20 protein-coding genes are annotated in these 23,413 nt (G+C 37.8%); 18 read left to right on the top strand and 2 right to left on the bottom strand.

Going from position 1 to position 23,413, the window contains the following annotated elements; translation table 11 throughout:
- Positions 1-4 precede the first annotated feature (4 nt).
- The gene (locus ANME2D_RS08080; protein WP_048090378.1) at positions 5-769 is read left to right on the top strand and encodes a formylmethanofuran dehydrogenase subunit C; all 765 of its coding nucleotides are present in this window, start codon (positions 5-7) and stop codon (positions 767-769) included.
- A 195-nt stretch (positions 770-964) separates the two neighbouring features.
- Here the strand turns inward: ANME2D_RS08080 and ANME2D_RS08085 are convergent, their stop codons facing one another.
- Complete coding sequence (locus ANME2D_RS08085; RefSeq protein ID WP_198527373.1) at positions 965-1,549, bottom strand: OsmC family protein; 585 nt, start codon at positions 1,547-1,549, stop codon at positions 965-967.
- Between the two features lie 186 nt (positions 1,550-1,735).
- Between ANME2D_RS08085 and ANME2D_RS08090 the strand changes: the two genes are divergently transcribed.
- Positions 1,736-2,098, top strand: coding sequence for a hypothetical protein (locus tag ANME2D_RS08090; protein WP_157834021.1), 363 nt, complete (start codon positions 1,736-1,738; stop codon positions 2,096-2,098).
- A 102-nt stretch (positions 2,099-2,200) separates the two neighbouring features.
- Here the strand turns inward: ANME2D_RS08090 and ANME2D_RS08095 are convergent, their stop codons facing one another.
- Positions 2,201-3,637, bottom strand: coding sequence for a lipopolysaccharide biosynthesis protein (locus ANME2D_RS08095; protein ID WP_048090381.1), 1,437 nt, complete (start codon positions 3,635-3,637; stop codon positions 2,201-2,203).
- 100 nt (positions 3,638-3,737) lie between these two features.
- Here ANME2D_RS08095 and ANME2D_RS08100 point away from each other — a divergent pair, with 100 nt between their 5' ends.
- From ANME2D_RS08100 to ANME2D_RS08175, 16 genes are all read left to right on the top strand, one after another.
- Positions 3,738-4,517, top strand: coding sequence for a polysaccharide deacetylase family protein (locus ANME2D_RS08100; RefSeq protein WP_048090384.1), 780 nt, complete (start codon positions 3,738-3,740; stop codon positions 4,515-4,517).
- On the top strand, positions 4,510-5,523 hold the full coding sequence (locus ANME2D_RS08105) for a lipid II:glycine glycyltransferase FemX (RefSeq protein ID WP_048090386.1): 1,014 nt from the start codon (positions 4,510-4,512) through the stop codon (positions 5,521-5,523). Before ANME2D_RS08100 ends, ANME2D_RS08105 begins: the two co-directional genes overlap by 8 nt.
- Positions 5,524-5,535: 12 nt before the next feature.
- Positions 5,536-6,624, top strand: a complete 1,089-nt coding sequence (locus ANME2D_RS08110) for a DUF354 domain-containing protein (protein ID WP_048090388.1) — start codon at positions 5,536-5,538, stop codon at positions 6,622-6,624.
- Positions 6,621-7,691, top strand: coding sequence for a DegT/DnrJ/EryC1/StrS family aminotransferase (locus ANME2D_RS08115; RefSeq protein WP_048090390.1), 1,071 nt, complete (start codon positions 6,621-6,623; stop codon positions 7,689-7,691). Before ANME2D_RS08110 ends, ANME2D_RS08115 begins: the two co-directional genes overlap by 4 nt.
- Positions 7,688-8,365: a WbqC family protein gene (locus tag ANME2D_RS08120; protein WP_048090393.1), complete on the top strand. Its 678-nt coding sequence runs from the start codon at positions 7,688-7,690 to the stop codon at positions 8,363-8,365. The genes ANME2D_RS08115 and ANME2D_RS08120 overlap by 4 nt, the downstream gene beginning before the upstream one ends.
- Before the next feature lie 285 nt (positions 8,366-8,650).
- Complete coding sequence (locus ANME2D_RS08125) at positions 8,651-9,328, top strand: PIG-L deacetylase family protein (protein WP_052368685.1); 678 nt, start codon at positions 8,651-8,653, stop codon at positions 9,326-9,328.
- Positions 9,325-10,272 carry a glycosyltransferase gene (locus ANME2D_RS08130; RefSeq protein WP_052368686.1) on the top strand — a complete coding sequence of 316 codons (948 nt, stop codon included), beginning with the start codon at positions 9,325-9,327 and terminating at the stop codon, positions 10,270-10,272. Before ANME2D_RS08125 ends, ANME2D_RS08130 begins: the two co-directional genes overlap by 4 nt.
- The gene (locus ANME2D_RS08135) at positions 10,256-11,833 is read left to right on the top strand and encodes a hypothetical protein (protein WP_048090394.1); all 1,578 of its coding nucleotides are present in this window, start codon (positions 10,256-10,258) and stop codon (positions 11,831-11,833) included. The genes ANME2D_RS08130 and ANME2D_RS08135 overlap by 17 nt, the downstream gene beginning before the upstream one ends.
- Positions 11,834-11,842: 9 nt before the next feature.
- The gene (locus ANME2D_RS08140; protein ID WP_198527374.1) at positions 11,843-13,057 is read left to right on the top strand and encodes a glycosyltransferase family 4 protein; all 1,215 of its coding nucleotides are present in this window, start codon (positions 11,843-11,845) and stop codon (positions 13,055-13,057) included.
- Position 13,058: 1 nt separating this feature from the next.
- Positions 13,059-14,195, top strand: coding sequence for a glycosyltransferase family 4 protein (locus tag ANME2D_RS16850; RefSeq protein ID WP_198527375.1), 1,137 nt, complete (start codon positions 13,059-13,061; stop codon positions 14,193-14,195).
- Positions 14,196-14,222: 27 nt separating this feature from the next.
- The gene (locus ANME2D_RS16855) at positions 14,223-15,197 is read left to right on the top strand and encodes a glycosyltransferase (RefSeq protein ID WP_052368690.1); all 975 of its coding nucleotides are present in this window, start codon (positions 14,223-14,225) and stop codon (positions 15,195-15,197) included.
- Between the two features lie 159 nt (positions 15,198-15,356).
- Positions 15,357-17,792 carry a right-handed parallel beta-helix repeat-containing protein gene (locus ANME2D_RS08155; RefSeq protein WP_048090398.1) on the top strand — a complete coding sequence of 812 codons (2,436 nt, stop codon included), beginning with the start codon at positions 15,357-15,359 and terminating at the stop codon, positions 17,790-17,792.
- 216 nt (positions 17,793-18,008) lie between these two features.
- On the top strand, positions 18,009-19,769 hold the full coding sequence (locus ANME2D_RS08160; protein ID WP_048090399.1) for a glycosyltransferase family 39 protein: 1,761 nt from the start codon (positions 18,009-18,011) through the stop codon (positions 19,767-19,769).
- 16 nt (positions 19,770-19,785) lie between these two features.
- A complete protein-coding gene (locus ANME2D_RS08165; protein WP_081810193.1) occupies positions 19,786-21,591 on the top strand; it encodes a glycosyltransferase family 39 protein in 1,806 nt (601 codons plus the stop codon).
- Between the two features lie 77 nt (positions 21,592-21,668).
- Positions 21,669-22,235: a hypothetical protein gene (locus tag ANME2D_RS08170; RefSeq protein WP_048090403.1), complete on the top strand. Its 567-nt coding sequence runs from the start codon at positions 21,669-21,671 to the stop codon at positions 22,233-22,235.
- 284 nt (positions 22,236-22,519) lie between these two features.
- Positions 22,520-23,398, top strand: coding sequence for a hypothetical protein (locus ANME2D_RS08175; RefSeq protein ID WP_241763334.1), 879 nt, complete (start codon positions 22,520-22,522; stop codon positions 23,396-23,398).
- Positions 23,399-23,413 lie beyond the last annotated feature (15 nt).

A 23,413-nucleotide genomic window follows, 5' to 3' on the forward strand; every position in this document is an offset into this window, starting at 1 on the left:
CTATATGCAGACAGTAACTTTAAAACCCAGAATGGAAATAATGATCTCAGTTGAGGCAGAAAACATCTCCCCGGATAGGTTCGCCGGCAGAACAGAGAAAGAGATACAATCCCTGGAAGTATGGATGGGGAACCGCCGAACCACCATAGGAGAGCTATTCTCGGTTAAAGTGGAAGGGGAAGGAGGGAGCGCAGCAGCGGATACAGAGATCATTATGGAGGGTGATTTTTCGCGTGTAAAGAGAATAGGAGAAGGTATGACAGCCGGATCAATCATGATCAAAGGAAATGTTGATATGCATCTTGGCGCAAAGATGAGCGGCGGTAAAATAACCGTGGCAGGAAATGCCGACTCGTGGGCAGGCAGGGAGATGAAGGGCGGGGAGATCATCATAGAAGGAGATGCAGGCTATTACCTTGGATCAGGGTACCGCGGCGAAACATGCGGTATGCGCGGAGGGAAAATCACCGTTCTGGGCAATGCACTTGATTTTGTGGGAGAGCATATGTGCGGCGGCGAGATTGTCGTGAAAGGTAATGCAGGACTACTTCCTGGACTGAGCAACAACGGAGGCAAGATCATAATCGGAGGCAGTACCAGCAGGCCTGGAAGCGAGATGGCCAAAGGCACAATAATAATCAATGGAGCGGTGGATGAGATGATGCCGGTTTACAGGCAGGAAGGCACAGAAGTAGTAGATGGTGTCACCTACAGGAAATATACAGGCGATGTTGTAGTCAACGGGAAGGGCTTACTGTACGTAAAGTGAACCCATCCAATAATTAGACGAGAATAAACAACGAACTGTTACGAACTCGAGCTGATGAGTTCGTTTAAGTTAGTTTTGAGTTCGTTGTTAACTGTCTTTTTTCCAAGTCCCCGCGCTGTCCAAGCTGCCATTTCCTCGTCCCTGGTCATTGTAATCCCCTGACTATAGACCAGTATGTTCTGATATTTTAACCACCTATGTCTCCAGTGTAACCGAAACTGGCGTCGGATGAGTAAAGATATCAAATACTGGTGACCGTTTCTGAGCCACCTCAACGAGTTCCTGCAGCTTCTCCCTGGGCGCATCCGCTTTGATTCTGAAAGTCACCCTGACGTTTTCATATCCATTCCTGACGCTTTCCGATACTCCCAGGAACCCCCGCACATCAAGATCACCTTCAAATTTTGATTCCACCTCGTCCAGTTTGATTCCCCTGGCAGCCGCATGTCCAATCAGGGCTGTCGTAAGGCAAGCCGATAGAGCGACAAGGGCATACTCTACAGGATTGGCCCCCCGATTCTCTCCCACAAGAACGGGAGGTTCATCTGCATCAAAAACCCAGGGTTCTGTTCGCGAAGTGTCCTCCTGACCGGCACCGTAAAAATCCTTGACGGTTGCACGATTATGCATGCCGCTGATCCACTTATTGGTCGCACGAAATTTGAACTTGCCAAGTTCGGGTTTCTCTTTTAAGGTATCAATCGTGCTAAACAATTGAGTGACATTTACTCCATTTACGGTTCTCTTCTCCACCATTTTCATCTGTTCTGCCATATTCATTTATCCCCCCTTATTAAGTTTAATGTTACTTCGTATTCTATTAATAGTTTTACTTACGGCAAAACACTATATTTCACCCTTATAAAGAGGCTGATCACCAATTCTTTACATGTACCCTACAGTAGTAACATTATAGATAATATTATATACATTGGTAACATTAATGGTGAAAAAAGGGGGAGTGCCTTGAAATGCGATCATATCGATTGTGGGGATACTGAAAAAGTGTGGCTTCCGCATATAGTTAGAGAGCATCATAGAGGATTGAAATCCCACCATTTCTGCATTCGATGCGGCATGGTTAAGAACATAGGCTCGGACAGAGCTACAGGCAGGGGATATTTTATAAACATAATTTCTCAAATAGAAAAATATCTCAAGCTTCCGGGTGCCAGCGTCAGGATGCGTCTTATTGTTAAAGACCTTGAAAAAATAGAGGACTTCGATGATGCATATTCCATGAGTAAATATGCTCAGGAGAAAATTTTTATCAGCATAATAAAAAAATATTATCCGATTCCCGATACGACCATACAGCAGTTTCTTTAAGCCGTGCCTGAATTGAATCAGTGATAAGAGGGGCGGTGGGGGCAGCGGAGCCTTTATAGAACTCCGGGAATGGACAATCCATAAAAGCCCTGATACAGGGGCTTATCTTCTCGTTATCATATCTTTTATTTCGAGAAACAAATCTCTCCTGATCAACCAGAGAGACGTAATATAGACGGATGAGCCTAAAATAATAGAAAAAGATAGTCTCAGGATCGGAGAGTAAGGATCTGATACATACTGCCAGGCATAGATTGCCAGGATCAATACCAGAGAACCTTTTATGCCTGGAACAAACGATTTTGCAATATATGCAAAACTTTCATCTATAATCTTTCCTGCCTCCCTGAATGTTAAAAACATAATCAGAGTTGAAGGAAGCATTGCTGCGATGCTGGCGCCAAATATCCCGTAGCGCATTGTCAATGGGTACATCAATACCGACATCAGGATTAATTGCAGAAGTTTGAACTTTGTCCTCACCTCAGGCTTTCCTGCTGCAAGGTACAGGTTCTCGGTGGTGCTGATCAACGACCAGCTTAATCCATAAAAGCACAGAACCTGAAGCGCCGCCACAGCGGGGAGCCATTTATCACCATACACCACTTTAATAAAATCCTCTGCGATTATAAATATCCCGAATGTAGCCGGAATAGAGATAAGTGAAACATATTTTATGGTCCTGATATAGGCTTTCTTTAAGGCGGTCCTGTTATCCTGTATAGTTGAGTATACGGGGAACATTACTCGATCCACAATAATTGATACCTGGGATGCAAAAAGATTCGCAATACCAAGTGCGATGGCATAGAATCCAAGATTATCAGCTCCAAGTAAGCGGCCTATAAAGGTAACATCTATGATAGAGATTAAAAAGAGAAGGATATTAGCCCCCACCACCTGTCTGCCGTAGCTTATCAGTTCAGAAGCAGTTTTGGTATCAAATCTATAAGATGGCCGCCAGTCAACCACAAACCATATAGCGAGGACGCTTAGCATCTCAAGTGCAAGTCTGCCGATAACAAGGCTCCACACGCCAAAGCCGTTAAGTGCAAGTGAAATAGCTACTATTCCGTAGCCTATTTTGGGCACAACCTGGGGGATTATCTTCTTCTTGAATTCAAGATTTTTATCCAGAAGGCTGTTGGGCAGCGCCCAGAAAGACCCGATAACGAATATGAATGAAAGCGCCCTGATTATAGCTTCGACCTCAGGCTCATTAAAGAAATAAGCCGCTGATGGAGCGATAAGATACGACACAACATAAAAAATAACAGCAAACATGGGGAAAAGGAAAAAAGCGGTGTTTGCTGCCTTATCTACACTATCCTTTTTATAGATCAGCGCAGTTCCAATACCAAGATCTCTGAATATCTCAAAGAAATTAACAATAATAAGTCCAATTGCAACCAGGCCAAAGTGCCCTGGTTCAAGGAGGCGTGCAAGGATAATAGTAAGAATAAAATTAATTACTTTAAGAAGTACAGTTGAAAACGACACCCAGAAAAGCCCACGAGTGGTTTTTCTTATAAGAGACATAGACACTAATATCTGCAATGTGTATTTATATGCAGCGTTAGAATAGAAGAATATAGTACCCATAAGGGAGAAATATAGTTTATTTATATGAACATTAAACATGATTGATTTTGATTTTACACTTACAAAATACAGAGACCTGTGCCAGGCGATAGTATCTTCGAAGTACACTCCCCTGACAATACATGAGTATCTAACACAGGCCTACTCTAATAACTGTATAATCATGCGGCATGATGTTGATCGAAAGCCGGTTCAAGCACTGAAGATGGCACGAATAGAGCATGACCATGGTATAAGATCAACATACTATTTCAGAAATACTAAGGAAGTATTCAAGCCGCCGATTATAAAACAGATCGATGAGCTCGGACATGAGATAGGATATCATTATGAAGTGCTGGATAAAGCAAAAGGTGACGCTAAAAAAGCAATAATGATATTCGAGCAGGACTTAGAGGAGTTTCGTAAGCTTGTGGATGTCACCACAATATGCATGCATGGGAATCCTCTAACACCATGGTTAAACAGGGATATATGGAAGGTGTACAAGTTCAATAACTTTGGTATAATCGGTGAAGCATACCTGTCTATTGATTACACCAGAGTATCCTATTTTACTGATACGGGTCGTGCATGGAATAGTTCTAAATATAATATCAAAGATATTATAGAGACGAGAATTTATAATAATCATGTCAGGTCTACAGATGAGCTAATAGATCTAATAAGAAGCGGAGGTCAAAGAGATATATGCACATTGACTCATCCAAATAGATGGACAGATAATTTTGGTGCCTGGTTGATCGAACATATATATCAGAATGTTAAAAATGTCGGAAAAGCCATGATCAAGTACAGAGAGGCATCCCATGATTGAGATAACTGAATCCCCTGATGTCACCGGGTGGAGAGAGTTCGTATACAATCATCCGCATGGGAACATATTCCAGATGCCTGAGATGGCAGAGGTATATAAACACACGAAGAATTATGAGCCCATAACCCTTGCTGCTGTAGAATCAAACACAGATAAAATACTTGCACTGGTTAATGGGGTAGTAATAAAAGAGTTAAATGGATTTATGGGGCAGTTCACGGCGCGTTCTGTCATTCAGGGCGGCCCTCTCTCCACGAGTGGTGAAGAGGGTAAAAGAGCTGTTAAACTTTTAATGGAGTATTATAGTTCAGTTGCAGGAAATAAGGCACTGTATACCCAGATACGGAATATGTGGGATACAAGTGAAATATCAGATGTTCTTAAAGATATAGGGTATGAGTATGAGGAGCATCTTAACATTTTAGTTGACCTGACCGTGACAAAAGAAGATGCATGGAACAGACTCAGTAAAAGCAAGAGACGATATATTAGAAAAGCTAAAAATTCAGGTACGGTCATAGAGGAGGCAGAAGATATAGAGGATATAAAATCATTCTATGGCATCCTGAGTGAAACTTATTCACGTGCAAAGCTCCCACTTGCAGACATGAGTCTATTTATATCAGCTTTTGAATTACTTATGCCTAAAAATTTTATTAAGTACTTTCTGGCAAGGAACGATGGAAAAACGGTTGGCGGGATAATGGCGCCTCTATTCAAAGGTAATATTTATGAATGGTATGTATGCGGTTCAAGGAAATACTCAGAGCTATATCCAAGTGAGATGGTCACCTGGTATCCAATACAGTGGGGTATAGAAAACAAATTGTCTACATTCGATTTTGGCGGCGCGGGTAAACCGGATGAAGAATATGGTGTAAGAGAATTTAAAAAGCAGTTTGGGGGAGATGTAGTGAATTTTGGCAGGTATGAGAAAATTCATTCCAGATTAAAGATGAGACTTGTTGATACGGGTTATAGCATTTATAAAAAAACTTTTTTATAGTTGGTGGATAATTTGAGAATCTTTGTTGACATCGGACATCCTGCACACGTTCATGTACTTAAAAATCTGCTGTGGGTGCTTCAAAGGAACAACCATGAGATAAAGATTACAACCAGAGATAAGGAAATAACGATCTACTTATTGGACCATTATGGTTTTAACTATGAAAATCTGGGGAAGAACAAGAAGGGTCTATTTAATAAAGCGGTTGGGCTGGTAGAATTTGATTACAAATTGTTTAAAATAGCTAGGTCATTTAATCCAGATATCTTTGTTGGGGTTGGTTCAATTTATGCAGCACATGTTGCTGCTCTGATGCGAAAACCATGTATCCTGTTCGATGATACAGAGAATTCAACAGAGCAATACATGCTATACGCACCATTTGTCACGGTCGTCTGTACTCCAGCATGTTTTAAAAAAGATCTTGGTTCAAAACAGATCAGGTATCCAGGTTACCATGAACTTACATATCTTCATCCAAATCATTTCACGCCTGATCCGGATGTTTTAGACAGGCTTGGTTTATCTGAGGACGAGAAACTTATACTTGTGAGGTTTGTTTCATGGGGTGCCAGTCATGATATTAAAGATAAGGGTTTTGATAAACCTGTTGATATTGTGAAAAGGCTGGAGCAATACGGGAGGGTCGTGATAACCTCAGAGAGAGGTTTGCCTGAAGAGCTCATAGCATACAGGATGAATCTGCCTCCTGAGAATATTCATCATTTAATGTACTATGCCTCGCTGTATATAGGGGAAAGTGCTACTATGGCCTCTGAGAGTGCTATTCTTGGAACTCCTGCTGTGTTCGTATCCACCTCACGAAGAGGTTATACGGATGAGCAGGAAGAAAATTATGGCCTGGTTTACACTTTTTCAGATCCAGTTCAAGGTCAGATACAAGCGCTGGATAAGGCTATTGAGCTGTTAAGTGAAAAAAATCTTAAGCGAGAATGGGCAAGAAGGCGTGATATCATGCTATCTGAGAGGATAGATGTAACTGCCTTTATGGTGGATCTTATTGAGGGATATCCCGATTCTCTCACGCAGGTATTGAAGAAATATGAATGCTCTGTTAATGGGGGTCTGCCTCGTTGAAGGTCATAACACATAACAGACCAACAATAGATAAAGAAGAGATCTGTGCCGTGGTTGAAGCGTTATCCAGCCTGGAGCTGACAGTTGGTACAAAAGCTGGAGAGTTTGAGGACAGATTCTCCAGATATATCGGGATCGATTCTGTTGCCACTTCTTCCGGGACATCTGCCCTTCACCTGGCCCTTATTGCTGCTGGTGTTAACAGGGATGATGAAGTGATCCTTCCATCGTACACATGTGCTGCCGTAGCGTATCCTGTGCTGTACCAGCAGGCCAGACCTGTGCTGGTTGACACAAACTACTCTGATTATAACATAGATCTAAATGAGATAAAAAATAGCATCAGCGACAGAACAAAAGCTGTTGTAGTGCCCCATATGTTTGGATATCCTGCAGACATTCAGGAGATTAAAGAGTTTTGCTGCGAGAGGGGAGTTTTTTTAATCGAAGACTGTGCCCAGTCCATAGGCTCACTCCATGATGGAAGAAAAGTGGGAGTTTTTGGCGATATTTCGATCTTTAGCTTTTATGCTACCAAGATGGTAACATCCATTCAGGGAGGAATGGTCTGCACTGATAATAAAGAGTGGATTGAGACTGCAAGGGATCTAAGATACCATGACCAGCAGTGCTCCCTGTCCGATGCGAGATTGAAATACAGCTATATGATGTCAGACATCAACGCGGCAGTCGGGATCGAGCAGCTTAAAAAACTCGATAATTTTGTAAAAAGGAGAAGGGAAATCGCTGGTATATACAGGGATGAAATAATAAACGTGGAACATCCTGTGGAAGAACCGCATAAAAAACATGCTTATTCAAGATATGTGGTAAAAACTGAATCTAAGGATGAGATTATTCAAAGACTCAGAGGGAAGAACATTATTTGTGCAACAATGCACTCACCTCCACTCCACAGAAGATCACTGTTTGCCAGTAACAGGCAGTATCCAAATACAGAAAAAATAATCAATACATCCATATCACTTCCGATTTATCCCTCACTTGAAGATGAAGAGATATTAAATATATCAGATACGTTCAATAAAATAAGAGCTGGATTATGATCAGGGTTTCAGTTCATCAACCTATGTATCTGCCTTATCCAGGAATCTTCAATAAAATTAAAAATGTTGATATGTTTGTATTCCTGGATGATGCGCAGTATTCTAACCAGTACTATTACAACAGGAACCGCATAAAGACCCATAAGGGTGAGCTGATGCTGACAGTCCCGGTTAAAAAATCTTCAGGGCAAAAATTAAATCAAATACAAATTGAGAATAGAATCCCATGGCAAAAAAAGCACATGAAAGCCCTGATTGCGAATTATAACAGAGCAGAACATTTCAAAGACTACAAAGACTCTCTTGAAGAAGTATATAGTATAAAATGGGAAAGACTGCACGATCTCAACATGAGAACAATGACATACCTGTTAGAGCAGCTAGAAATAAGCACACCATTTTATTTATCATCAGAGATACTCAGAAACAACGAACTAAAGGGAACAGAAAGACTGATGGAGATCTGCAAGAAATTAAATGCCGATGTATATCTATCAGGTATAAGTGGCAGGGAATACCTGGATTTAAGAATCTTTGAAGATGCAGGCATAGAAGTAGAATATCAAGACTATAAACAAAAAGAATATAAACAACTACATGGAGACTTTGTATCTAATCTCAGCACGATAGATATACTTTTCAATCTTGGAGAAGAGGCTAAATATTATATTTAGAAGTCACGGAGAGCACAGAGAATTGTGGTTTTTACTCTGTGTCCTGGTATGAAAAAGTTCAACCATATCGCATCTTAGATTTGGATGTGGTTCAGATAATATAAACAACGAACTGGTACGAACTCGATACGAACTCGGGCTGATGAGTTCGTTTAAGTTCGTTTTGAGTTCGTTGTTAATCGTCTTTTTCATTGTTATCTATGAACCAAGTTCATAGCCGACTCTGTGGTTTGTTAGTAATGGATTTTGTGCATATTTATATATAGAATATGGGGTGAAAAAAATATGAAAACTGATATGAATGGTAATGTTGAACATCAACAAAAGAATGTTCTCGCTGTCGGAGCGCATCCGGATGATATAGAGATCGGCTGTGCAGGAACTATAGCCAGACACATACGTAACAACGACAATGTTTTTATTCTCGTTATGACCGACCCTTTTTATACGTACCATGATGGCAGGGTTCTGAGGAGCTCAGAAGAGGGCAGATTAGAGACAGCTAATGGGGCCAGGATTCTGGGTGCAAGACTTATCCATCTTGATTTTGAGGAGAAAAATGTTCCTTATTCTTCTGTTACAGTTGAGGCGATAAATAAATTGGTAGATGATTATAATATAGAGATTATATATACTCACTGGTATCACGATACGCATCAGGATCACATGAGAACAACGCAATCGGTGCTATCGGCCGGACGGTATGTGCCTAATATACTGATGTATGAACCGGAATATCCAGCAGGCCGCTCCCATATAGGATTTAGAAACCAGTATTATGTGGATATAACAGATACCTTTGAACTGAAGATGGAAGCACTGGCGCAGCACAGGAGCCAGGTAAATAAATACGGAGATGGCTTCTTTGAAGCAGTCGAGGCCAGGGCAAGACACAGGGGCTATGAGATACGAAGCAAATATGCTGAATGCTTTGAAATAGTCAGGCTGAAAGGGAACATATGAGTTATATCCTCATTACGCCATGCAGGAACGAAGAGAACAACCTTCCAAATCTGGAACGATCCATTACTGCGCAAACAATAAAACCCTGCCTCTGGGTAATTGTGGACGATAGAAGCAGTGACAACACACCATCAATAATCAAAAATCTCCAGAAACAACATGAATGGATAAAAGGGCTATACCTGACTGAGGCCGGAGAGTACATGGGGTCCCATTATTCGAGAGTGTGCATCCAGGGATTTGATTTTGCTATGAAACAATGCTCTGAGAATAAACTATCCTATGAGTATATTGCTCTGGTGGACGCAGATAACATCCTGGAAGAATCTTATTTTGAAACTCTTATGCATGAATTTGAGCGTAAGAAAGATCTGGGTATAGCCAGTGGAATAAATGCATTTATAAGCCGCGAAAAACTGAATGATTTCACCAGTGTACTCGATGTGTTCAACATATTTGATACACTCAAGATTCAGCAATCAAGAGAAGATGTGCCAATGGGCTCTGCAAGAATGTGGCGCAAAGAATGTTTTATGGAAACAGGCGGCTACATGCAGGTATATACGCCTGATTCTGTCTCCAATGCTAAAGCCAAGATGAGAGGATGGAAGATAAAAAGAGTTAAAGATGCCAGGGTGGTCGAACGCGGAGAATTCATAGCGCAGGGACTGTGGAAAAGATCTAAAGAAATGGGAAGGTCCTATTACTATCTATGGCATCCTCTGCTGTATGTGGTAATGAAATCAATAAAATATTCTTTTAACGGGCCATACTATACCGGGATTGGATATTTATTTGGCTATGTAAGATCAGCAATCAGGCATGAGACGAGAGTGGAAGATGAAGATGTGAAAAGATATTATACACACGTTAGACCAAAGGAGCTTTATACTCATTATATTGCTAAATTTAAGAGAATGGTGGGGTATGGCAGTAGAATTTGATAAAACAGGTATGTTCTCACTTAAAGCAAAAAGTTTGCTTTTTATCTTACTTATTATATTAGTTCTTGTATTGCATTATCCTATGAGTTTTAATGAAATCGGATGGGATTCTTTTGCTATACATGTATTAGCCAATACAATATCAGAGTCTGGTTATGCGAAGTGGTGGTTACATCCCCTTTCAGTTATTGGATCGTATCCATACAGCGAGATCAGTGGTGCACTGCCCTTTTTGTTATCAGGCATATCACAGATAACCGGTATGAGCGGGGATATAACTATTTTCTGGACGTCTCTTTTTCTTGGAGTCTTAAGCATTTTTACAGCCTATTTGATGGCTGGAGCGATATTTAATAATGAGATATACAAGTTTCTGGTGGCATTCGGTTATTCCACTTCTCAGGGAATACTTTTCTACACTACATGGACGGCTGGAACAAGGGCGCTTTTTATAATACTACTACCTCTATTTATATATGGTCTAATAAAATCATATAATTCAATCAGGTATGTTCTATTAACAGCAGTTCTGTTTTTGCTTCTTATGTCCACTCATAAGATGTTTTACTTCTTACTGCCAGTAATACTTGGTTTTATAGCCGTACAGATTATTTTTAAGATCAGGACGTATATTTCAGTAAAGCAACCTGTATCATTTAATTATATCTTTTTATCTGGATTACTGGGTGCACTCTTAATCCCGCTTTTAATGCATGATCTTATTGGAGTTAATCTTGTTAGAACAGATTCGAGAGATGGATTGCTAAATCAATTTTTTGAGACCTATGTAAGATATAGCGGTATTGCTATTCTATTTACCATAAGCGGTTATGTCTATACTCTGCTTAATAAAAATAAAACCAGAGGGGAATATATACTGCTTACATCATTGATCTTCCTCGCACCATTCATATATATAATTACATATATGAAGTGGTTTATATTACCATTTTTATTTCTGCTTTCCGGGAGAGGATTATGGAATATCATGAGAACAAAGCAGGCTCTGAAGATTGTACCGGTTATTATAGCTCTTATAGTAATATTTTCCGGGTATTACCAGTATATACATTTTTATGAAGAACCTTCATCAAAAGGACGGGATCTTGATAGGCCTCTTTATGAAGCAGCGATGTGGTCAAAAGACCATATATCCCCCGGTTATAAGGCGATATCCAGCCGTCCCGTACCTGCAGAGCGCTTTTCTGCTATCTCACAGGTTCCAACAATGACAGGGTTAGAGTCGATTGATCTTGCTTATGGTTTCGTTAATAAAGATGGAATAAATATAGTTCGATCATCTTTAAAATCTCTTGATGTATTTTTTGAATCACCTTATAGAAGTACAGAAAAACCAAAAACAGACTGGTTCCTTGATAATACTTTTCTCGATGGTGCTCTCGGAGAGGGAAGAGTCGCAGGAGTTATTAAACGATTTGATCTATCATATTTTATAGAACATCTTCAATATGGTAGGTCCAGATTCTCAAGTTCAGTTTATGAAAAAAATGAACGCTATTATGATAATGGTAAAATCAGAGTATGGAACTTAAGAGAATAGGTGCTAAGAGTGAAAGTAGCGATTTTTACTGGAACTATAGTCCTGGGACAAAAGGAGTATGATGTAAGGAGGGCATATATATTAGAGAGATTAAAATACTTATCAAATTATAATTTTAATTTGTGTCTGGTAACTCCCGAAACAGGATCCGATGAGAACAAAACATATAACCATACAAAATATAACTTATATACATATAAATTTAAGAATAGAAACGGCTTTAAATCTCTATCTGCTATGGTGTTCTCAATCCCCGGTCTTGTCAGATTGGATTGCGATTTAATACATTGTTATAGCCATCAGGCAGCTCTTATTGCTATCCTGGCTAATTTTATTAGAAAAAGCAAAAATCCAATTCTTTTTGAACCAATGGGTTTAGCGGAAGAGGAAGATAGATTAAATAAAAAAAGTTCAATTAAAATCAGCCTGCTCATGCGATTTAATAAATTGATAGAAAAAACAATTTTTAAAGAGTCATACGGGATTATAGTTTATACACATGCCCTTAAAAAATACATATCAAAAAAATTTCACGTTGATGAGAATAGAATATATATCGTACCTCATGGAGTTAATTTAAATATATCATATAAACCAGATAAAACAGAACGCCATAACATATTTAGCAAGTTAAATATACGTGATAATAATAAAATTGTTATGTATGTTGGCTCATTATCTGAGCTACATGGAACGCCACATTTAATGGAAGCTATTAAAGAGGTGACTATCAGAAGACGGGATACAACATTTATAATTTTAGGTAGTGGAATATTAGAGAAGAATGTAAATAAATTTATATCTATAAATAAATTAACTAATGTTTTTTATCCGGGGCTTATCTCTTCAAAAGAAATACCATTTTATTTAAGTATAGCAGATGTTCTGGTGATACCGCACTCAAGGTGTTTGCAAACTGAACTGGACCAGCCCACAAAACTTTTTGAGTATCTTTCAAGCGGCAAGCCAATCGTCTCTTTTGATCTAAAGGCTATAGCTGAAGTCGTTGGAGAAAATGCTATACTGGTCAAACCAGATAGCTCAAAGGCTCTTGCAGAAGGCATTCTAACCCTGTTAAATAACGAGAGGTTAGCTAAGGAACTGGGTGAAAAAGGCAAAGAGATTGTTAAAAAATACTCCTGGGAAGAGTCTGCAAGACAACAATATGAGGCATATAAAAATTTATATCACCAAATTTATAATAGTGATCAACATGCAGGATAATATGCAGTATAAAATACTTGGGATTACCCATGGTCAGTATTCAGGAGTGCGTGAGTACCTGTTTGATGCTTTAAATAAGAGACATGAGGTAGTGGATATTTTTGATAGCAGTTTACCTGGAGGATATAAGCTTCTTAAAGCGTATAATTTTGCACGCTCTTATGTACGTACATGCATTATGTTAAGGCATCTGCCAGATCATCCAAATCAATGGAGGCAGCTTGCTAATAAAAATGTATGGGTATGGAATAAAAAAACACAGTTATGTGAGAGGGAAATAAAGAAGCAGGCTAATAATACAGATATTGTGCTGCAGGTAGGGAGTTTTCATGGGGCATATAACGATAAGCCAATAAAACCTTACGTAATATATACTGATGGCACAATGGCGCTCTCTGCAAGAGAGTATCCCATGTACAGGTTGTGGCCTTCTGAGAAGGAGAGGATAGACAGGAAAAAATTGGAGATGCAAACATATAGAAAAGCTGATCTGGTTTTGACTTTTAGTGAATGCTGTCGGCGATCCGTAATCAATGATTATGGTATTGATCCAGATAAAGTCGCAACAGTATATACTGGTGCCAATATCAAAGAACTTCCAGAGTTTGAAAAAGAATATACTAATAAAACGATTCTTTTTGTTGGAAAGGATTTTCACAGGAAAGGTGGGGATATACTTGTTAAAGCGTTTGAACAGGTTAGAAAAAAAATTAAAGATGCAAAACTGGTTATAGTTGGCTCAGTACCGAAAATAGATGATAAAAATATGCTGGTGAGGGGATTCTGTAGTTATGATGAGCTTGTTGATCTCTATAAAAATTCAGCGGTTTTTTGCATGCCCTCTCATCAGGAGAACCTTGGCCATGTATATCTGGAAGCCATGGCGTATAAAATGCCATGTGTGGGGAGTTTTACTGGCGGTGTACCAGAGATTATAAGAGATGGAGAAACGGGTTTTCTAGTTGAGCCTGATAATGCCGGACAGTTAGCTGATAGACTAATTCTACTTTTAGAAGATGAGAACCTTATGAGAAAAATGGGTGAGACTGGACGTAGAAGGGTTGAAGAACTCTTTACATGGGAGTCAGTAATCGAAAAAATGACCAGGGAGTTTGAGAATATGTCGATTGTTGACTGAGCGTATCCTGTACAAAAGAGGTGGAGCATGGATAATATAAAAGTCAGTATTGTAATCCCGACATATAACAGAAAGGAATCTCTTAAGGAGACGCTGGACTCCCTGTTAAATCAGACATATCCTGAAGATAGATACGAAATAATAGTATGCGATGATGGGTCTGTAGACGGCACTGAAGAGATGATGAGTGAGTTGATCAGGGAATCTCCACGTGTTATTAGGTATCTCAAACAGGAGAACAGGGGACCTGCTTCTGCGAGAAATCTTGGGATCTCGATTGCTGCAGGAGAGATCGTTGGATTTACTGATGATGATTGTACTATTTCCAGAGAATGGATAGAGAAAGCTCTCCCTTATTTTGATTGTGAGGAGGTAGGCGGCGTTATAGGATATACATTACCCAGAGAAGCCTATACTGAGAAAGTATTCGAAGCCGTACATACCCTTCAGATCACTGAGGATGAGGGATCTTATGCCACCTGTAACATTTTTTATAAAAAGAATGTTTTGATAGAGGTAGGTGGGTTCGATACAACATTCGGAATGGCTTTTTGTGAGGATACCGATCTGGGTTTGCGAATCAAAGAGAAGAATTACAGAATTTGTTTTGGTAAGAATGTACTTGCCTACCATGCTATTGGTCACAGGTCTATAGTAAAACACTTAAAATCATTGAGAAAGTATGAATCTGTTGTTCTGCTTCATAAAAAACATCCTGAGCTAAAAAAGAACTTATTTTTAGGATTCATACATAATAAAAAACATATATATCCGGTATTGACTTTACTATCTATAGTAAGCTATGCTTATGGGAGCAGCTACATGTACCTTTTTCTTCCGGCTGCTGTTTTAAGCTACTCATGGGCGCACGTATTTATAAATCTGAGAATAAAGATGTATCCCTTCAGGATCCTTATGGTCGTAAAACATTTTGTTCCAGATACTGTACGCCTGTACTATGCCATACGCGGAAGTATCAGGTACAAGTATCTGCTGATCTAAATGGCTCTATACTTAAAAAAAAGCGTTTCTAAACGACTAAAAACCAAATCAGGCTGTATTTAATTTTTTAAAACATAAATAATTCGTAAAACTTTCGTTAAGTTTATATCTACCAATTATACTATAGCCTTCTTCGATAGGAAATTGAAGGAGGATTAAATGCACAAACACGCCCTTAAATACGTTTTTGTTTTTTTAGTGCTAGTTTTTAGCACAAATACCGTAGATGCGACGATAAGTTATGACGCTTCTAAGAATACAGTATATATCTCAAACGAGATTACAAATATCTCAACTGTAGCCTCTACAATAAATAACCCTGCAGTAATTACCAGGGTAAAGCCAGGAGAGTATCTATTAAATGCAAATTTGATCATCAGACCAGATGCAACTTTAAAAATAACAAGTGAGGATATTGATTATCTAAAAATAAAGAGTACCCGTGGAGGTATTTATTACATAAACAATACCGGTACAATGATTATTGACAGAGTTGAAATAAGTTCATGGAATACTGCTGATAACGCTCCAGATAAAAGTGTAAAGACCGGTAAGTTTACAACAGCTCCACGAAGTTATATAATTGCTGCCTGGGGTAGTAAATCCCATGCAAATGTTACATATTCAAAGATCCACCATCTGGGCTACGAGCCGAACGGATTACATTATAATGGACTCAGCGACGCAAGGTACAGAGGAATCGTGTGGATAAGCAGCAGTAATAATCTGATCAGTAACAACAACTTTGCTGATGACATGCTTGATGGGATCACACTATGGGAAAAATCGAACAATAACATAATTAAGAACAATACAGTATCAAATACTTATGAGAACGGGATACTGGCATATCATTATAATGAATACAATTTAATCGAGAACAACACAGTACGGAACGCCGGGAAGCAGGGAATTGAGCTGTTCTCCAATAATTTAAACAATATAATAAGAAATAACTACGTTGATGGAACCGGTCATTATGGTATCTACCTGCAGAGTGCAAACAAATACAACACGATTGAAAAGAATACAGTTAAAAACCTGGGGTTTGGAGGTATAAGACTCTATTCTGGCAGCAGTAGCAACCGGGTTACAGATAACGTAGTGTATAAAAGCAATCTCTATGGTATCCACATAAACCGTGCAATAAACAGTGTTCTGGAGAGAAACATAGTAACGCACGGTAAAAGTGAGGGTATCTACATTGATGGTGACTCAGGCTCAATTACTGTCCAAAACAATATCATAGCGTACAATTCAAAATCAGGCATACTTAGCGCAAGTTCGGGAAGTAACACAATAAAGAATAATATTATAACAAATAACCAGGGATACGGCATAAGCGGGACAGGGATGACATCCACGTATAACGATGTCTGGAACAATAACCTTGGCAATTACAATCGCATATCGCAAGGTAAAGGTGATATCTCTCTTGATCCTCTGTTTGCTGACCCACAGGCGGGCGATTATCACTTAAAGTCCAGAGCTGGCAGATGGACTCCAGCCGGCTGGGTCATTGATTCTGTAAGTTCTCCTGCGATTGATGCAGGCGATCCGACATTCGCTTATTCAAATGAGCCATCGCCAAATGGTGGAAGAATTAACATGGGCGCTCATGGAAATACCCCCCAGGCCTCCAGGTCAGGAGCGCTTTCACAGGACACGGTACCTCCATCGGCTATAACAAACCTTGCAGCAGGAGATCCAACAATAGATTCGATAACTCTTACATGGACCGCTCCCGGAGATGATGGAAACATTGGTACAGCTTCACAGTATGATATAAGGTATTCAACTTCAGTTATTAATGAGAGCAACTGGAATTCAGCTACCCAGGTAACTGGTGAAATAACTCCAGCCCCGGCAGGCACAACCCAGACCATAAAGATCACAGGACTTAATTCTGGAACGACCTACTATTTCGCCATCAGAACTGCTGATGATGTTCCGAACTGGTCGGGATTGTCAAATGTTCCAGATGCAGCAACTGTATCCGATACTAAAGACCTGACAGTATCCAACATAACTGTATCCAGCGGCAAAAGCTATGCTCCAGATACGCTTGCGGCTGGTAAGCTCCAGTATATCGACCGCAGCTATACATTCAGCACTGTGCCTTCCCCTTACGAGGGCCTGAGGTATATCAGAACGGCAAACGATGATAAAGCTTCTAACGGCAGTACTTTCCTGGAATTCGATACGATCAGTGATATGACAGTGTACATAGCTCACGACGATAGAATATCCTCAAAACCATCCTGGCTTTTATCCTTTACAGATACAGGTGATAAACTTATTAGTGATGGTGGAACGTTCAGTATATATGCCAGGAACTTTTCAGCCGGACATGTCGAGCTGGGTGGAAATGATGGAGATGGTTACAGTATGTACAGTGTGATTCTAAGACCTTTTAATGACAGCATGAGCTATACGCTGGACGTTAACCTTGATGGGTCAGTGGATGTTGCTGATCTGGTCATTGTCTCTCAGCATTTAGGCGAGACCACAGCAGCCCCATATCCGCGCTATGATGTCAATGCTGATGGAATAGTGGATATCACTGATGTAACACTGGTAGCCGATCATATCTGATACCGTATAATGTATAACTGATGTTGTATATTATCAATTTTTAATAATATACAACAATTCTTTTTATCAAACCGGGGTTTTTACAATAATATCTATAGTATGTTTCTTAAATTCCGTATAGTATTTTGTCGAATTTAAGCACTTAACTCTGGAGCCCGGAGGCTTGCTATATTAATATTATTATCATAAAAATCAAAATCGATCTATGGGGATAACATGAATTGGAGAAATATTTTTGCCACAAGATACCTGATTCCGGTAGCGGGAGTAGTAGTTCTACTGCTATATGTGTTATACAATTTATTAATAAACTCTCTTGAGGGATATAATCTCAGGAGAGCAGGAGACCTGGATACGGTACTTTTAATTTTTGGAGTAATTTTGATTTTATATAATTTTTTACCGGAGTGGCTCTTTGAATATTCATCAAAATTCAGGAGTTTTTTCAAAGGGATAAATAATCTTCAAGCTATATCAATACTAACCGTTTTAACTGTAATCGGTCTTGTTCTTCGTATTAACAATCTTGGTTCATTGACTTTTTGGATGGATGAAGCTATTCAAACCTATGCTGCACTCGGATTGATACAGCATGGCTCTCCTGTCCTGCCCTCTGGTATGGTTTATATGCGCTCTTTTCTTGATACATTCTTGATCGCACAATCATTTAAAATCTTTGGAGTAAGTGAATTTGCAGCAAGGCTACCAAGTGCACTTTTTGGCGTTTTGACTATTCCTCTTGTATATCTTACCGGAAAAGAGTTCGGGAACAGGAGGGTCGGGATTATTGCAGCCTTTTTAATTACCTTTTCTGTATTTGAGACTGTCTGGAATCGGGATGCCAGGATGTATTCACAATTCCAATTTTTATACTTGCTAACTGCATATTTGTTCTATATTTATATAAAAAGCAAAAATTGGAAGATCATACCAGCAATTGCAGGTTCATTTATACTGGCCTATTATTCTCATACTCAGATATCGATTTTTATTTTAATCGCATTTCTCTATATACTATATGTTTTTCTAAATAAACTAAATGTTAATAAATATATACTGCTTGGAATCCTGTTTTCAACGATCATATTTTCACTTCTGATTTTCGTAAACTTTCTCATACCAGAGGAGGTGTTAGAGAGCAGCGGGATGACAGTAGATATAACAATACTACGTTATTTTGCTATAGCTTTTCATTTCACATTGCTTGTATTAGTATTTGTCAGTGCCATTATTTTTCTGATAGCGAAAAATTTCAACCATTTAAGCAAAGAAATAAATTTTTACTTATTAATAAATTTTTTCGTCCCATTGCTTATTATTACAAGCTTTCCCTGGAGAACACCCAGGTATGCTTTCTTCATCTATCCTTTTTTAATAATCATAGTCTCAAAGACTTTAGATTATGGTCTGATACAGAATGGTTTTGATAGTGAGATAAATAAAATATTTAATACTATAAGATATAAATTAACAGATCTAAGTAAAATAAAAAATATAGTAAATATTTTAATTATTTCGTTGTTGGTTTCAGAACTTGCTTTTAATTTTAATTATGAAAATTATGATCGATATACATACCAGGGCGAAATAGTCTCCCAGAAATCAAGCCAGTTTATCAAAAATAATCTTGGTGCTGATGATAAAGTTGCATCTACAGAGGCACTAGTTACTTTATACTATATCGGTAGGACGGATTATTTAATAAGGCAAGATCAATATACAATATACGATAAAAATGGGTCTGATGTATACAGCGGGGCGGTCATCCTGAAGTCATATGATTCATTTATGCAGATGGTGCAACAGGAAAAGGGATGGATAGTCTCAGCCCGGGATGTTCTCAACAGGTCTTTTGTTGATCCAAAAGTAAGAGATTATATAAGAAGCAATATGACCTACCATCCAGAAGCAAGCGACGAAAGATTTGAAGTGTACTCCTGGGGAAAAATAATGCCGGAAAATATTAACATAATTTAATAAAGTGGGGAAGAGCATGAGCCTATGTAAAGATAGCATGAGCTGGAGAAACATTTTCTCCACTAAATACTTGATTCCTATTTCTGGAGTTGTAGCAATACTAATATATATATTGTATGAATTATTAATGTATTATTTCTCAAAGCTCTTTGGATATAATTTCAAGAGAGGGGGAGATCTGAACATAATATTCTTGATTTTTGGAGTGATCTTAATTTTATATAATTTTTTACCTGGGTGGCTCTTTGAATATATATCAAAACTCAAGAGTTTTTGCCTGAAGATAAACAATCTTCAGGCCATATCCATACTGATCGTTTTAACTGTTATAGGGCTAATTCTTCGTATTAACAATCTTGGTTCATTGACTTTTTGGACGGATGAAATGTATCAAACCTATGCTGCACTCGGATTGATACAACAGGGATCTCCAGTTCTTCCTTCTGGTATGGTTTATATGCGCTCTTTCCTTGATACATTCTTGATCGCGCAATCATTTAAAATCTTTGGAGTGAATGAATTTGCAGCAAGGCTGCCAAGTGCACTTTTTGGCGTTTTGACTATTCCTCTTGTATATCTTGCTGGAAAAGAATTTGGAAACAAAAGGGTTGGGATTATTGCAGCTTTTTTAATTACTTTCTCTGTATTTGAAATTGTTTGGAATCGTGATGCAAGAATGTATTCACAGTTTCAATTTTTATATCTATTAACCGCATATCTGTTCTATATTTTTATAAAAAATAGAGCTTGGAAAGTCATACCAGCGATTATAGTCTCGTTTATACTTGCCTATTATTCTCATTCGCAGATATGGATTTTTGTTCTAATTGCATTCCTTTATATAAGCTATATTAATTTAAGAAATAAGACCTATATTAAAACATATGCATTATTTGGAGTCCTAGGTTCAATCATCATATTTTCACTTCTGGTTTTCGTAAACTTTCTCATACCAGAGGAGGTACTGGAGAGCGGTGGCAAAATAGCAGATATAACAGTGCTTCATTATATGATTAATTCTTTTCATTTCACATTGTTAACATTGATAACTGTTAGTGGTATGATTTTTCTTATCTCGAAAAATTTTGGTATTTTCAAAAAGGAGAATAATTTTTATTTATTAATAAATTTTTTTGTTCCATTGCTTATTATTACAATCTTTCCCTGGAGAACACCAAGGTATGCTTTCTTCATCTATCCTTTTTTAATAATCATAGTCTCAAAGATTTTAGATTATGGTCTGATACGGAATGGTTTCGATAGTGAGATAAACAGAATATTTAATAATATAAAATATAAATTAACAGATCTAAGTAACATAAAAACAATATTTACTATCTTAATTATTTCATTATTGGTTTCAGAGCTTGCCTTTAATTTTAATTATGAAAATTATTACCGCTATACATACCAGGGCGAGAAAATCTCCCAAAGATCAAGTCAGTTCATTAAAAATAATCTCAATATTGATGATAAGGTTGCATCTACAGAATCATTAGTTACCCTTTACTATATCGGGAGATCGGATTATTTAATAAGGCAATCCAGAAACGAATCTGATATATCTGATATATATAACGCTGGACTGAACGCATATAGCGGAGCTATAGTACTTGAATCCTATAATTTATTTATGCTGATGGTACAACAAGAGAAGGGATGGGTAGTCTCAGCCAGAGATGATCTCAACCGATCCTTTATCGATCCAAGAGTAAGAGATTATATAAGAAACAATATGACCTACCATCCAGAAGCAAGCGACAAAAAAATTGAAGTATACTCATGGGGTAGAACTCGGTCCGATAAATCCTTCAAAGCATGAGAAGTGGGGTGTTAGAATGCGATCACTAATGATTGAAAAGAATACAGTTATTTCAAAATAATAAAGGGGGAAAGAATATGAGCCTATGTAAAGACAGCATGAGATGGAGAAATATATCTTTCACTGAATACTTGATTCCTACTTTAGGAGTTGCAGTGATACTAACTTATATATTATACCAATTATTAATATCTTCTCTTGAAGGGTCAAAGCTTTTTGGATATACTTTAAGAAGATTAGGAGCTCTGGACACAATACTCTTAACTTTTGGAGTAGTTTTAATTTCATATAATTTTTTACCTAAACGGCTCTTTGAATATTCATCTAAATTAAAGAATTTTTTCTTAAAGATAACTAGTCGTCAGGCCATGCACATACTAGCAGTTTTAATTATTACCGGGCTAATTCTTCGTATTAACAATCTCGGTTCATTTACCTTTTGGATGGATGAAGCGACTCAAACATATGCTGCACTCGGATTTATGCAACAAGGATCTCCAGTTCTGCCTTCTGGTATGGTTTATATGCGCTCTTTTCTTGATACATTCTTGATCGCACAATCATTTAAAATCTTTGGAGTGAATGAATTCTTGCTGGAAAAGAATTTGGAAACAAAAGGGTTGGGATTATTGCAGCTTTTTTAATTACTTTTTCTTTATTAGAGAATGTTTGGAACCATGATGCAAGAATGTATTCACAATTCCAATTTTTATATTTACTAACTGCATATCTATTTTATATTTATATAAAAAATAAGAATTGGAAAATTATACCGGCAATTATGGTTTCATTTATACTTGCTTATTATTCCCATATACAGATATGGATTTTTACTTTAATCGCATTTCTTTATATATTCTATATTTATTTCAAAAATAAAGCATATGTTAAAATATATATGCTATTTGGGATCCTAGCTTCAATACTCATGTTTTCACTTCTGATTTTCAAAAAGTTTATAGTGCCAACGCTGGTGCCAGAAGGTGGCGGAAAGACAATACTGCATTATATTATTCTAAATTTCCATTTTACGCTGCTTACAATGATATTTGTTAGTGGTATGATTTTTCTTATCTCGAAAAATTTTGGCATTTTCAAAAAAGAAAATAATTTTTATTTATCTATAAATTTTTTTGTTCCATTGCTTATTCTTTCAAGCTTCCCTTGGAGGGACGCCAGATATGCTTTCTTTATTTATCCTTTTTTACTCATCATAGCCTCTAAGATTTTGGATTATAGTTTAATACGGAATGGCTTTGAGAATGATATTATTAAAATATTTGATAACTTAAAATTAAATATCGCAAATTTTAATAATGTTAAAAATATATGCATTATATTAATAATTACGTTGTTAGCCTCAGAGCTTGCCTTTAATTCTGATTCTATAAATTACAAGCAATATTCGTTCCAGGGTCAAATAATTTCCCAAAAATCAAGCCAGTTCCTTAAAGATAATCTTGGTAGTGATGATAAAGTTGTATCTACAGCAGGGACATTGGTTAATCTATACTACATAGGTAGATTGGATTATCTAATAAGGCAAACTGAATATAAACGTTTTGATAAAAATGGATCAGATATATATAGCGGAGCTATCATATTAAAAAGCTACGATTCCTTCATACAAATGGTGCAACAAGAACAGGGCTGGATAATCTCGCCACGAGGTGTTCTCAACGAGCCCCATATTGTTGATCCAAAAGTAAGAAATTATATAAGGAACAATATGACCTATCATCCAGAAGCAAGCGATGATATAACAGAAGTATACTCTTGGGGTGGAATTCGGTTAAATAATATTTGAGGATTTTGAAGGATT

It is taken from the genome of Candidatus Methanoperedens nitratireducens, from assembly GCF_000685155.1.
Taxonomy (GTDB): Archaea; Halobacteriota; Methanosarcinia; order Methanosarcinales; family Methanoperedenaceae; genus Methanoperedens; species Methanoperedens nitratireducens.

Excerpts from the sequence above, each read along its gene's own strand:
- ANME2D_RS08095 (WP_048090381.1), bottom strand. The coding sequence starts at position 3,637 with ATGTCTCTTATAAGAAAAACCACTCGTGGGCTTTTCTGGGTGTCGTTT.
- ANME2D_RS16850 (WP_198527375.1), top strand. The coding sequence starts at position 13,059 with ATGCAGTATAAAATACTTGGGATTACCCATGGTCAGTATTCAGGAGTG.
- ANME2D_RS08165 (WP_081810193.1), top strand. The coding sequence starts at position 19,786 with ATGAGCCTATGTAAAGATAGCATGAGCTGGAGAAACATTTTCTCCACT.
- ANME2D_RS16855 (WP_052368690.1), top strand. The coding sequence starts at position 14,223 with ATGGATAATATAAAAGTCAGTATTGTAATCCCGACATATAACAGAAAG.
- ANME2D_RS08085 (WP_198527373.1), bottom strand. The coding sequence starts at position 1,549 with ATGAATATGGCAGAACAGATGAAAATGGTGGAGAAGAGAACCGTAAAT.
- ANME2D_RS08155 (WP_048090398.1), top strand. The coding sequence starts at position 15,357 with ATGCACAAACACGCCCTTAAATACGTTTTTGTTTTTTTAGTGCTAGTT.
- ANME2D_RS08170 (WP_048090403.1), top strand. The coding sequence starts at position 21,669 with ATGAGCCTATGTAAAGACAGCATGAGATGGAGAAATATATCTTTCACT.
- ANME2D_RS08100 (WP_048090384.1), top strand. The coding sequence starts at position 3,738 with ATGATTGATTTTGATTTTACACTTACAAAATACAGAGACCTGTGCCAG.
- ANME2D_RS08160 (WP_048090399.1), top strand. The coding sequence starts at position 18,009 with ATGAATTGGAGAAATATTTTTGCCACAAGATACCTGATTCCGGTAGCG.
- ANME2D_RS08125 (WP_052368685.1), top strand. The coding sequence starts at position 8,651 with ATGAAAACTGATATGAATGGTAATGTTGAACATCAACAAAAGAATGTT.
- ANME2D_RS08135 (WP_048090394.1), top strand. The coding sequence starts at position 10,256 with ATGGCAGTAGAATTTGATAAAACAGGTATGTTCTCACTTAAAGCAAAA.
- ANME2D_RS08080 (WP_048090378.1), top strand. The coding sequence starts at position 5 with ATGCAGACAGTAACTTTAAAACCCAGAATGGAAATAATGATCTCAGTT.
- ANME2D_RS08175 (WP_241763334.1), top strand. The coding sequence starts at position 22,520 with ATGTTTTCACTTCTGATTTTCAAAAAGTTTATAGTGCCAACGCTGGTG.
- ANME2D_RS08105 (WP_048090386.1), top strand. The coding sequence starts at position 4,510 with ATGATTGAGATAACTGAATCCCCTGATGTCACCGGGTGGAGAGAGTTC.
- ANME2D_RS08130 (WP_052368686.1), top strand. The coding sequence starts at position 9,325 with ATGAGTTATATCCTCATTACGCCATGCAGGAACGAAGAGAACAACCTT.
- ANME2D_RS08120 (WP_048090393.1), top strand. The coding sequence starts at position 7,688 with ATGATCAGGGTTTCAGTTCATCAACCTATGTATCTGCCTTATCCAGGA.